Origin of the sequence: Geomonas azotofigens (assembly GCF_018919395.1) — a bacterium.
GTDB classification, from domain to species: Bacteria; Desulfobacterota; Desulfuromonadia; order Geobacterales; family Geobacteraceae; genus Geomonas; species Geomonas azotofigens.
Map to the genome: position 1 here is coordinate 462,927 of NZ_JAHLME010000004.1, position 12,714 is coordinate 475,640.

Annotated in this window: 9 protein-coding genes; 4 read left to right on the plus strand and 5 right to left on the minus strand. The window is 50.1% G+C overall.

Annotation, left to right across the window (positions count from 1 at the left end; genetic code table 11):
* Window positions 1-9 precede the first annotated feature (9 nt).
* Genes KOL99_RS16190 through KOL99_RS16205 form a run of 4 tightly spaced genes read right to left on the minus strand, consistent with a single transcriptional unit; the run spans window position 10 to window position 7,637 of the window.
* On the minus strand, window positions 10-1,188 hold the full coding sequence (locus KOL99_RS16190) for a restriction endonuclease subunit S (RefSeq protein ID WP_216511497.1): 1,179 nt from the start codon (window positions 1,186-1,188) through the stop codon (window positions 10-12).
* Window positions 1,185-2,711: a type I restriction-modification system subunit M gene (locus KOL99_RS16195; RefSeq protein ID WP_216511498.1), complete on the minus strand. Its 1,527-nt coding sequence runs from the start codon at window positions 2,709-2,711 to the stop codon at window positions 1,185-1,187. The genes KOL99_RS16190 and KOL99_RS16195 overlap by 4 nt, the downstream gene beginning before the upstream one ends.
* Window positions 2,708-6,103 (minus strand): DEAD/DEAH box helicase family protein, encoded by a 3,396-nt coding sequence (locus KOL99_RS16200; protein WP_216511499.1) that lies wholly within the window; start codon window positions 6,101-6,103, stop codon window positions 2,708-2,710. The genes KOL99_RS16195 and KOL99_RS16200 overlap by 4 nt, the downstream gene beginning before the upstream one ends.
* A 28-nt stretch (window positions 6,104-6,131) precedes the next feature.
* The gene (locus KOL99_RS16205) at window positions 6,132-7,637 is read right to left on the minus strand and encodes a sigma-54 interaction domain-containing protein (RefSeq protein WP_216511500.1); all 1,506 of its coding nucleotides are present in this window, start codon (window positions 7,635-7,637) and stop codon (window positions 6,132-6,134) included.
* Window positions 7,638-8,164: 527 nt separating this feature from the next.
* On the opposite strand from KOL99_RS16205, the gene KOL99_RS16210 reads away from it, so the two are divergent.
* From KOL99_RS16210 to KOL99_RS16225, 4 genes are all read left to right on the plus strand, one after another.
* Window positions 8,165-9,103: a COG2958 family protein gene (locus tag KOL99_RS16210; protein WP_216511501.1), complete on the plus strand. Its 939-nt coding sequence runs from the start codon at window positions 8,165-8,167 to the stop codon at window positions 9,101-9,103.
* A 232-nt stretch (window positions 9,104-9,335) separates the two neighbouring features.
* Window positions 9,336-9,476: a hypothetical protein gene (locus KOL99_RS16215; protein ID WP_216511502.1), complete on the plus strand. Its 141-nt coding sequence runs from the start codon at window positions 9,336-9,338 to the stop codon at window positions 9,474-9,476.
* A 225-nt stretch (window positions 9,477-9,701) separates the two neighbouring features.
* Window positions 9,702-10,232 (plus strand): hypothetical protein, encoded by a 531-nt coding sequence (locus KOL99_RS16220; protein ID WP_216511503.1) that lies wholly within the window; start codon window positions 9,702-9,704, stop codon window positions 10,230-10,232.
* Complete coding sequence (locus KOL99_RS16225; protein ID WP_216511504.1) at window positions 10,229-11,629, plus strand: ImmA/IrrE family metallo-endopeptidase; 1,401 nt, start codon at window positions 10,229-10,231, stop codon at window positions 11,627-11,629. The genes KOL99_RS16220 and KOL99_RS16225 overlap by 4 nt, the downstream gene beginning before the upstream one ends.
* Before the next feature lie 555 nt (window positions 11,630-12,184).
* Here KOL99_RS16225 and KOL99_RS16230 read toward each other — a convergent pair.
* A partial coding sequence (locus tag KOL99_RS16230) for an integrase core domain-containing protein (RefSeq protein ID WP_216511505.1) occupies window positions 12,185-12,714 on the minus strand: 530 nt, incomplete at its 5' end.

Consider the following 12,714-nt stretch of genomic DNA (forward strand, 5'->3'; position numbering starts at 1 on the left):
CAATAGAGCCTACAACTCTCCCCGAAAAGCCCGTTGGACAAGAGAGTTGAAGAGATTCGTACTTTGCTGGTTTGAAGCGTCTGCTTTCTGAATCGTGTTGTGGAAATGGATAAAGATCTTCCCGAAATCTTTTTGCAGGTTGGCTGGCGGTCTAAGAAATGGAATATTCTCGAACTTGCCCTTGCTCACCATACCTTTCATACTCTCTGTGGACTGTCCCTGAATCAGTTTTTTTGCGACTAGAATCTGTACATACAGGAAATATGGGTCTGTTCCCTCAAAAGGGGATACTGCATTTATTTGTTGATTGAAGGCAACTGGTCTATTTGCTAGTGCTGCGTTTCCTATGCATTCAGGGCTTCCTGCAATACAGGTTACCAATGTTGAACCATCTGGGACTATTCGCCCTACTTTTTGTCCAAGCAGCGTTAAATTTTCCTTGGCTTCAGTCAAAAAATGAAAAGGGGTATTAATGTTATCCGATTTGATCCACTCAATGCCTTCGCCGTAATATTCAGAATGCTCTCGCGAAGGTGTATTCCCGGTTGTAACGTCACCGAGTTCTTTGATCGGAACTTTGTCCCACCTCTTCGGATTCGACGCCGGGTCGCCAAACATCTGCAGGAAAGTGGAACGGAGGAATTCATCCAATAGGCGGATGGACTCCTGCCGCTTGCTGTGAATGACGTCAGCCTTGTCTAGAATCGCTGAGATGCGGCACTGTTCGTCGTGAGGGGGCAGAGGGATTTTTGAGCTTTTTATTATGCTATCAGATACCGCAGGATAGCTTGCACCAGTTGCCCTCTTAACCATCTCTTCAATAAATTCTGAAGTTCTAACCCAGAAATACAAATAACGTGAATCTACGATATGCTTTTTTGGTCTAAGAACGCAAAACCCTGTAGATGCTGTTGCGCCGTCAAATTCATCTTGAATTTGTGCAACCGCATTAAGGTTTGGTCTGACGGTTGACACCAGAATATCTTGAGCTTTAACTAGTTGACGAGCGCGACTTGGAGCATCTTTAGGTAAAATTGCCGGTGTAGGGAGCACGATTTTTGTTTCACGATCAACAGAACTAATGTCTATATAAAAAAAAGGCTTGTCAGACGCAGAACTGGCTGGGTCCCAAGTCTGTATTTTCTCCACTATATCACCAATTGGAACTAAAAGAGGTTTTTTACTCATCCCAACAGCCCTCTCAACGCTCTCATCTCACGAATAATATCAAGTTCATTCTTTCTCAGCTTCTTCAGAATCTCCTTTGGCGGTTCGTACTGCACATCTTCAAAAACCTTTTCCTTGTACCGGTTAAGAGACAGATCGTAGTTCTTCTCCCGGATCTCGCTAGCATTGACGAAGAACGCTTTGGCGGTGCGGTCGGTGTCCTGCTTCGGGTCTTTTCCTTTCCACCGGGTGAGGCAGTCCGGCAGATCGCCGGCAAAGGTGCTGTCGTACAACTGAGTTCGCTTGTCGTCCAGGGAGAAACCGTCATCCTGCATGTCATAGAAAAAGACATCCCCGGTATCGCCACCCTTTGTGAAGATCAGTACTCCAGTGGAGACCCCGGCATAGGGGCGGAATACGCCGGATGGCAGGGAGATGACAGCCTCAAGCTGGTTCTTCTCCACCAGCATCTCCCGTAAGGCCACGTGGGCCTTGGACGATCCAAACAGCACGCCATCAGGAACGATAGTAGCAGAGCGACCGCCATTCTTGAGCATCCGCAGGATCAAGGCCACAAAGAGCAGCTCCGTTTTCTTGGTCTTCACCTGGGCCAGCAGGGAAGAGTGAACATCTTCAAAATCTAGGCTCCCTTTGAACGGCGGATTGGCCAGGATGACGTCGAAAAAGTTCTGGGCATGCTGCGGAAACTTGTCTGGGAAGCCGCTACTCAGGGTGTCCTGATAGTGAATATCCGGTGCATCAATACCGTGCAGAAGCAGGTTCATTGCTGCGATCCGGAGCATGGTCACATCGAAGTCGAAACCGTGGATCAGGTTGTTCTGGATATGCTCTCGGTGCGGCTCCAGCAGGTCGCCGGAGTAAATGTTTTTCCCTTCGTGGTCGATGATTCCCTCAGGTGAGGTGTACTTTCGTTGCAGGTAGTGCATCGCCTCCACCAGGAAGCCGCCGGTGCCGCAGGCCGGATCGCCGATTACCTCGTTGTGTTCCAGGGAGGGATCAAGCAATTCAACCATCAGGCGGATTATATGCCGGGGGGTGCGGAACTGTCCGTTGATGCCGGCAGTGGTCAGCTTGGAGAGGAGGTATTCGTACAGGTCTCCCTTAGTGTCCCCTTCGGTGAGCGGCAGGGCGTCGATCACATTAATTGCCGATACAAGCAGGGTCGGCTTCTGAACCATGAGCTGCGCGTCCTTCATGTACTCGCCGAGTTTGGCGCCGTCCACGGCCACGCTCTTGAAATGCGGGAACACTTTGTCCCGCACATGGGGGAGCATAAGGTCGGCCCCGAGGTGCTTGAACTTGTGCCAACGCAGATCTTGCTCATTATCGCTGAACATCCGGCGGCTCAACGGCTTGCCGGTCCTTTGGGCCTTTTTCTCATTGCGGGTTTCGTTGATGTCCATTAGACGACTGAACATGAGAAAAGAGATCTGTTCGATAACAGTCAGCGGATTGGTTACCCCACCGGTCCAGAATTCTTCCCACAGTTTATCAATGCTACTTTTAAGCGGTCCGGTAATCATGCTTGTGCAAACTCCTTGTTGTTCGGTAGCTGAAAGGTTTGAATGATGGTCAGCAGGTCATCGATCTGCTGTTCGTCGGTAAATACGCCATCCAGGCCGTCACTATTGATGTTGGTAAAAGGAGGCTCATAAAGCCTTGCAAGCTCGATGGTGCCATATTTGGCAATATGGTTCTGTAGCAGGTTAAGGAACAGGGTCTGATTGGCCGTGATCTTCGGGTAGCGTTGGACAAACAGTGCAAAGTGGCGCTTGACCACTTCTGGGTCCATGCCAATCAAGGAGCGGATGATGAAGTCAAGCGGGACTGCGGTCTCGGCATAAAATTCCTTGAGTAGTTCAAGATTCACCCCCGGGTGCTGGGTGAGTACCAATGACGTGAGGGCGTTCAGGTCGCCAGCGGATACCGGTTCGCCGGCTCGGATCTTCTGCAGGGTGGGGCAGTTCGTGAACAGCTCCTTCAATGCCTCCTCAACCCGGCGTTTGTAGGCAGCCATGTCCACTTCCTTCAGGTTAGCCTTGCGTTGGCTGAACTCAATATCACCATCAGTCACATCCACGATCTTGGGCTGGCTGGGATCAACATCCCCTTTCTGCCGATGGTGCATGATTGTGCGCAGTTCCTGGCGGGCCTCCTCCAATTGTGGAACACGGACCCCTTCCCAGAAGGCGGGTTGCTGGACCTTTTTGATAGTGTCAGCCTTGGCCCGTACCGGATTAAGGTGCATCAGCAATGATGCAACCCGGTTGATCAGGTCACCCTTGAGATCGTCAAAAAGGCCACTCCCGCGCAGAAGTTCAGTTTGCATGGTGGCCACCAACAAATCGAGTTCGTAGGCATCCGCATGGTCACGGATCGACACCCACTGCATGAGCGGGGCCATTGTCTGTTTGAGGACCTGCACTGTGGGCGGTGAAAACTGGTTAAGCACGTCTGGTCTAGAAACGCTCCGCTTCTCCTGCCACTTTTCACGCACGGCAATGGTTTGCTCAGGCAAGGAAGCAAGGTCTTTGCCGATGAGGGTCACGGCCTTCTCGAAGATTGCCAACTCTGCCTTGGCGAGGGCAGTCTCGGCTAACTCTATCCTGGCCTCGAAAACTCGCTGCATGAGCGGTTTTCCTTGGACCGGCTCCGCCTCGGGGCGGTTCTGCTCGAAATATTCGAAGTTGCCCCAATGGTCGAAGATTCGGAAAACGGTCTTGGGGCGGTCGGGACCGAATAGGTTTTTGCAGAGGCGGGTCCCGCGCCCGATCATCTGCCAGAACTTGACCTTGGATTTGACCGGTTTGGCAAAGACCAGGTTTACAAGTTCGGGAACGTCAATGCCGGTGTCGAGCATATCCACCGAGATGGCAATGGTCAGTTCCTTGTTGCTCCCGTCCCCCTTGAAATCATCGATTAGTTGCTCGGCCCGAGGGTCGTAGTTGTCAATCACTTGGCAGAAGTTACCGCCATACTGGGGGTACATCTCGTCAAACAACTGAGAGAGCAGGAGAGCGTGCTGATGGCTGCGGGCAAAAATTATAGTCTTCCCCACCTGCTGGCCAGAGGTGTCGCGGATTCCATGCTCCATCAGGTTGCGTAGAATAGCCCGGTTAGTCTCCTTGTTGAAAATTTGCTTGTCCACCTCTGCCGCATTGTAGTCAAAGGTTTCAGGGTCTTCGCCGTCATCTTCCAACTGCTGCCGTTGCTCGTCCGTAAGCTGGCTATACTTGATGCCGCTACGCAGGAAATTAGTTGTGTGGGTATAAACCTCGTAGGGGACCAGATATCCCTCTTCGACAGCCCGTTCAAGCGGATAGTAGGCCGTCGGATCCTGTTCCTCACAGTCAAAGAGGCGGAAGGTGTTGCGGCTAATAAAATCCACCGGCGTGGCGGTCAAGCCCACCTGAAAGGAATCGAAATACTGAAACAAATCGCGATAACGGTTGTAAATACTGCGATGCGATTCATCTGCAATGATCAGGTCAAAGAAACCCACGTCAAAGGTCTGGAAGATCCTCATCATGGCTGGATAAGTGGCGAGGTAGATTCGCTTGGTGCGGTCCTTGGCGGTGCCAGCCCGGACGATGGTCATCGGCTCGTTGATGAATTCATTGAAAACGTTCTTGGCCTGCTTACGTAACTCCTTACGGTCACAGAGGAACAACACTCGCTTGGCCCAGCCGGCACGCAATAACAGGTCAACAAGAGAGATGGCAACGCGAGTTTTCCCGGTACCGGTGGCTTGAACGATAAGGGTTTTGCGATAACCGGCGGTGAACCGCTCGCCCACACGCTTGATCGCCTCAAGCTGGTAGAGACGTCCGGCGATGTCGGCATTGGGGATTACGTTGTCGAGTTGCTTGCGGGACTCTCGCTGGTAGTTGACTAGATACTGAAGGCTGTCTTTAGAGTAGAAGCCGTACAGCTTGCGTGGCGGATATCCCCCTTTGTCGTCCCACATCCAGACATCAAAACCGTTGGTGTAAAAGATGACTGGCCTTTGACCATGCATTTTTTCCAAACCATTGGCATAGATCTGGGCCTGTTTGCGGCCAATGTTGGCATCCTTGGCGGTCTTCTTCGCTTCGACCACCGCCAACGGACGCCCGTTGTCGTCCCTCAGGACATAATCGGCATAACCGATCCCGGTATTCGTCGGCTGATATTGAACCTCTTCTTCCTGGACGACAAACTCGGTTGTAGCCCCATTGATGCCGACATCCCAACCGGCCTCGGCCAACATGCTGTCGATCAGGCGTAGCCGGGTGGTCTCTTCATCAAAGGCAAGGGCGTCGGCAACCTGTTTGCCGGTCTTGGCAATGCTCTGCAACTCGGTAGCTTGTTTCTGGGCTACCTGGATGGCCGCTTGCTTGGCTTCCAGCTCCTGCAACAGCTCATGCATTCGAGCTTCCTGGGTAGCCAGTTTTTCGAGGATGGCTTTCTTCTCTTTGACCGCGTTCCACCCAAAATCACCTGTAGGTGCCGATATTTCCTGGAAACTCGGGCAGTCGGATTTGTTGCCGCCACATTGAGTTATGAAAAACCAGCAACCGAGGTCAAATGCTTCGCGAAGCAGAAAACGGGCCTTCTCGGGGGACTGTGGCTCACCGTGGGCCGCTTTGTTTCCGTGGTAACGGATGGCGTGAAGCTTGTCGAGAATTACAGTGGGAACAACATCACGAAATGATTGATTGTTGATGAGGTCATTGAGGCCTGGCTGATAAGGACGAGGCAGACCATAGGCGGAGTAGAGGTTTCCAACAATTGTTTCGATATAAGCGCGGAGCTTTACCAGGGCGCTGGAAGGGTCCGGCCATGCGTATTGCTCGGCAAAGCCACCTAGGTCAGCCAGGATAGGATTGCTTGAGCGAAGTATTTCAAAATTTATGGATTGCATAGTCTTGCTCATGCCTCCCTTTAGAGCAACGTATATGCCACTATATTTCGACGCCGTATTTTTCACACCAATTGCTGAATGTCTGGTAGTTAGGCAGCCCTAGCAGCTTAGCGGCTTTGGTCTTGTTGCCACCGGTAATTTCCAAGGCTTTTTTTAAATGCAGTCGTATAAAATTAGCAAGCAACTCCGGGAGGTTGACTCCTTCGCCTAACGTCAAGGGACTTGTCGTTTCTGGGGGTGATACCTGAAGTGGCTGAATGATTTCACGCAGGTCCTGGTCGGTGATATTTTTTTCAGATGACCAGATTGCCGCCCGATAAATTACGTTGAAAAGCTCTCGCGCATTTCCCGGCCAAGTGTGCGTAAGCATAATATTTCTTGCATTAGCAGAAATATTTTTATGTACATATCCAGGTTCGTTTTTGCTTTCTGTGTTGATCTGCTCCAGAAAATGATCGATCAACAGGGATACATCACCATCCCGCTTTCGCAACGGCGGCAACTGAAGCACCGCGACCGCCAACCGGTAATATAAATCCACCCTGAAACGATGCTCAGCCACTTCCTTTAGGAGATTACGGTTGGTGGCTGCAATGATACGCACATCAACCGGAATGGGACTGGTTTCACCAACCCGAGAAACTTCCTTTTCTTGAAGTGCCCTTAGGATCTTCACTTGCGCCTTTAGGGGAAGCTCGCCGATTTCATCGAGGAATAGTGTGCCGCCATTGGCTGCCTCGAAATACCCTTTCCTGTCCTCTACCGCACCAGTGAATGATCCTTTTTTATGACCGAAGAATTCCGATTCAACTAACTCTGACGGGATTGCCCCGCAGTTCACTGCCACAAAAGGCTTTGCACCACGAGGACTGGCTCCATGGATTGCCCGTGCCAGCAATTCTTTGCCCGTCCCGGATTCTCCCTCTATAAGCACCGGCACGGAACGGATGGAAATTCTTCGGGCCATAGCAACTACATGCTGCATGGGGAGGCTACGGTGTATTATCTGGTCGAACTCGGGCGCTTCTGGCGGTAGGCCGGCGCTGAGTCGTTGAAGGCGATCATCGGATTTTTGCAGGAGAGAGGGAATATAGTCGGCAGAAATGTCAAACGGAACGTTTGCCGTCTTTACACCTTGCTCAACAGACGATTCGAGTAGCTCAGCTTGGTAGCGGGTCTTGGCCAGCAGAATCCATACTGCGGCCATGGCCGGCGTACCGGGGCTTAGGTGAAACGTCAATTCCAAATCAGAACCAAACTTGGTGATGCTTTGATCCACGCATGCAACTGCGGCTTCGTAGATCTCCCCAAAATTGGTAGGGCTGGTAAGCGTGACATTGTGAATGGTGATGGGAACGGAAGTGCGGAATTTCAACCAGTCAGTGTATGCTGTTACTTCTTCAGGGGGATAGTTATTGAGAAAGCAAGCCTGGTCGAACGTTCGGACATCAAGTGCGTTGGCAATCGGCCCGAGGCCGTCGTTACCCTTGCTGACGGCTGACTTAAGGTCGGTACGCCCAATCCAAGCAAAAAGGAGCTTTCTCATGGCGGGAGGATACAGGGGACGCCCTAGCAAGGCAAGAAAATTTATGTTATCCAAATAATTTTATGCAGTGCGGCGAGAGGCTCTATAGGCGTTTACGGTGGGGGATTTGCGGAAAATACTTGTGGATGTTGCGAGAGGGCACATCGACAATATTGAAACAAAGATTAAATTACTTTGCACTGCCTGAAGACTGAGCTATGTTGATAGCAGCTTGTAAATATAAGCAGGGATTAAGGTGCTGGGAAAAGCTCTTTTAGCGTTCCTTTGGGTTTGTTCTGCGGCATCTTTTTGCAGCGAAGCAGAGAATTGGTAACACGTACTGCCATAGTAACGGAACCAACTCAGAGCAGATCGGCGGTACCACGTACAACAGTAATAGCACTAGCACTCAACGAGTTGGCGACTCTTACTATCATAGCGACCGGGTGAGCTCTCAGCAGATTGGAGTCCAGATGTACAACAGTAACGCGCGAACTAGGACGTATGGCTGGTGACTGCCATTAATAAACCCCACAAGGGAGTAGCAAATGGGATTAAATCTTATTCCTTCAGTAGTGACCTGTTTACAGAATCGGCCCGAGGAACGTTTTACTGCCCGACAGGTTGCCCAACTGATCTTTGAGGAATTTCGTGAAGCCTGCGAAGGAAAACGTGCACAAAGCCGGCAGGATCTCAGCGAGGATGATGCCTTGCTGCAACAACTTGCAGCGGAAGTGAGCTCCAACAGGCTAGAGATTTTGCGCCGGAATCCACAGATTAAGACTACCGAGGGGCGACCGCGGCATTATTTCTATACGTCTGTAAGTGATGAAGCAGAGGTCGCGCGCCTTGAAGGTGGAGAGCGGCCTCCTGGCACAGCCCCATCCACGAGATCTGAGCAAGATCTTTATCCCTTATTGTGTAAGTTTATTTACTCGGAATGGCGGATTTACCCGAAGTGCATCGATGAACGAAGATCCTCGAACCGACGTGGACCAAACGGCAATAAGTGGTTATTTCCTGACGCGGTGGGGATGGAAGACCTTAGCGCTGATTGGGAGGGAGAGGTCCGAGATTGCGTTAGTCAATACGGCGATAAACGTGCGCGCCTGTGGTCATTTGAGGTCAAGATCCTCCTCAACCGTTCTAATGTGAGGGAGGCATGGTTCCAAGCAGTGTCGAACTCGTCATGGGCGAACTTTGGGTATCTTGTCGCCCAAGATGTTGAGGGTGATGACACAATGAAGGAACTTAGGATGCTCTCTGCCGCACATGGCATAGGCCTCATCCGGCTGAATGCCGATAATCCCAGTGAAAGCGAGATTATAATACCTGCACGTGAGCGTTTTGACATAGATTGGGATGCATGCAATCGGTTAGCAAAAGAGAATGTCGATTTCTTGTTTTTCATCAAACTGGTGAGGCAGTTCCATCAGACAGGAGATCCACGTAGAAAGGATTGGGACATACCTAAGGCCACTGAATGAGACGTCAACAGGGAGAGCGCGCCGTGCAAAACGAGGAACTCGAAAGCAATTTCGAGAAGGAAACGTACGTATTTATAAGGATTCATTTAATAAGTGTAAATACAGGGCACAGGTCTTTCACAATTTGCTGCAGGAGTATGGTGGACTGGTAACAGCGAAAAGACTTTTGAGCCAGCATGGTCTACAACACGGCTTCGAGAAGTAATCACAGTACGGATACCCGCACATTACGATGGAATCCCTCGTGCTGCGCGATCCCTGGTGGCATCTTTTTACCGAAAAGGAGAAGGAAGTTGCTGTGGCAAGGCTGAAAACCTTCAAGTACACCTTTGACCACGGTGAGTACATTGATGATATGGATGTCAGCAAATAACTTTACTAGGAGCGGATTGTAGCGCCAAGTAAACTCTAGGACCTCTCGCACATCCCTTGCGATGGCTGGCTTCTTATGAGGATGCAAGTGAGGGTGCTCCGGTGTGCCGGCGGCTTGTCGACGGCATCGCCGTCGATGTCACTGGGACCTGTCTGGGCAAAATTGTTGCGCTGTTGAGGAAATAATAGTAGAATGAAAGGCTATAACATTGCAAGGACCTAATGAATGGCAATGACGACCTCTGATGAAACGCTTGCTTCGCCTCTTTTTTCCCAGTATCGAAATGATTGGCAAGAGCGTGCCCCCAACCTGGAACGCCAACAATACGAAGATGAAATCAAGTTAGTCGAAGGGTTGCCTGATATGAAGGTTGCACCCACGGCTGGTGTTGTTCATGGTTCCCCCCCCACGAATATGGGTGAAGATCATCTTTCATCATCCTCGAAGTATCTTTGGGTTATCACGGGTGACGCTATCCCGTACATTCTAGAGACTGGTGACGATGGCGCAAAGTGTGCCAGGGGCCGTCTTTCGCACACTAACCTCACCGGCGGTGCGACTGCACATTCAGGTGGCGAAATGTGGTTTGAAAGTGAATCCAAAGTATACATATCTGGCGCGTCCTCAAGGTATACCCCTAGGAATCAACAGGAACTGAATGCGGTCGTTGATGGCTTTAAACGAGCAGGTTACAATGCCATATCTTTAGGTTGGGATGAGGGCATCAACAAACCGGCGAGGAACCTTAGAAAATGAACCATCCTGAGTTAGATTTTATTTTTGGTGATGGGAGTTCTGGTGATACACCAGACGCAAGAGCGATTTCTAGCAGCCTGGAGTTCGTGCGTAGCCAGGACCATCTCGCCCTTTTCTCAGAAGGCGCAACAGGGCGAAAACTTACTGCTTGGCAAGCATATCACTCTTTTGGGTTGAATGTATTAAAACAAGTTGCAGAGGACGGTGTCGCAATAATAGTTTGCGATGAAAGTGAACCCGGGGCTACAATTAAACAACAACGGGAGAAAATTGGCCTAAGTTTAAAGGACCTTTCAAAAGAAGCTGGCATTACGGAACGCCAAGTTAAAGATGCAGAAAGTGGACATACACGATCTCCTATTCAAGTTCTTGAAAAGATTTGTACTATTCTAGGTCTTGATGAACAACTGATTTCTTTTGTGTCAGGTTCTGGCGGTGATGAAGCCCTTGCTGCACGACTGCGAAAAAAGCCAGGGAACGATGTAGTTTTTACAGCACATACCGTAGCTGCTCTGCATGAGGCTTCTTGGGTAATCAGAGCTACTCACAAGTTAGCGAGTTGGCTTGGGCATGGTGAATCTAAATACTTACCTCAATTCGTACAAAATTCAAACTATGGGCATCCAGGCTATCCTGCCTGGAACCACGGATATTATCTCGCAAGTAAAGCGAGAGAAATCCTTGGCTTGGACTCTATCGAACCAATTAAGAGTTTAAGAAGCCTATGTGCAGAACTTTTGAATATCCCCTTAATACAATTAGATTTAGGGCAAAGAATTGCGGGAGCTACAATATCCAACAATGCTATCCGAGGGATTGTTGTAAATGTCACCGGAAGTAATGATAATGTGTGGGTACAGAGGATGACCATCGCACATGAGCTAGGGCACTTGCTGTGGGATCCCGATAGCCGCTTGCAATCCGTTAAGGTTGATACTTATGATGAACTGAATAATGCAGGAGCGTTTACAGATTTTGTTGAACAACGTGCTAATGCTTTTGCCGTTGAGTTCCTGGCACCCAGAGTTGGTGTGCGCGATATTTTTCATAGTTTTACCTCTCCATCGGAAGGTGTAAAAGGTGTGATGGCGCACTTTGGTATAAGCTACACCACCGCATGTCATCATATAAAAAATTCTACATATGGGGAGTTCTTTCCTCCTGAAATAGGTGATTTTAATCCTGATGATGAGTGGCAAGGACGAGAGTTGTTTACAAATGTTTATTTCCCAATCAAAAGTACCCCCTCTTCCAGAAGAGGGCTTTTTGCACAATATGTCGTTGAGTCTGAACAAAAGCGCTTTATTTCAGATGATACTGCTGCTGCATATTTGGGTTGTGATGACATCGGGGAGTATGCTGAGGCACGAGATGCTGTTTTGAGCGCATTCTCGTGAGGGCGATGAGGCTAACTCAGCCATCAAAACTGCCTCCACTGGGGCTCTCTGAAGTGCTCTTTGCGAACTCCCCCCCCCACACACACGCGCAGCTTGCGGCTGGTGGAGATAATCTCCTGGCATTCTCTTCAACGCCATCTTTTCTTCGGCTTGGGACTTTGACCAAGCTTTGACCAAACCCTTGTTAAACGGTGTGATCGGTTGAACATTTGCAAACGAAATCGACCGAAAGGCTGAGCGTAAGTGGTTTAAATTACAACGACTGCTAGTGCTGAGATGCCCCGAAGCCGAGTGGACGGGGTGGATTCGAATCCCGTTTCCCGCTCCAGCAATTTCAAGCCCCGGTAGCGAAAAGCTGCCGGGGCGTTTTCTTTTCGGAGCGACTCTTATCATGTGATCGTAAGCTTCTGTTTATAAAGTTGGTTTGTCAGCGAGAGTAACTGGTTAAAAAAACCTACGTAGCCATACTTAGACCGCTTGGCACGTCCGACACAGAATCTTTCCCTCAAATCGCTTCTTATTCATCCGACAGAAGTAGATCCGTAAGCTTCCCCGTCAAGTAGACATTTCATAAGTAGAGTTTCTGGTGTAGCGATTCATGCAATCAGCGGGTGTCAGATCCCCGAGGGCATCATGCGGGCGTAGCTCGTTGTAGTCGTTCATCCACCAGTAAGTGATCTCCCGGACCTGGCTCAGGCTCTGGAAAACATACAGGCTGAGGATTTCTTCCCTGTAGGTGCGATTGAACCGCTCGATGTACGCGTTCTGGTTCGGCTCTCCAGGTTGGATGTAGTGGATCATCATTCCAGCAGCCTCAGCCCAGGCAACGAAGTCACCACTGAGGAACTCAGGCCCATTATCGGTTCTCAGCACGTGAGGAAGGCCACGCTCCTGCTTCAACCGCTCGAAGACGCGGATTAGACGCCTGCCGGTAATCGAGGTATCGATCTCAATGCTAAGACACTCGCGGTTGAAATCGTCGATGACGTTGAAGGTGCGAAACGTTTTCCCACAGTAGAGCGTATCGCTCATAAAATCTGCCGACCACACCTGGTTCGGTTGCTGAGGTACCCAAAGAGGTTGCT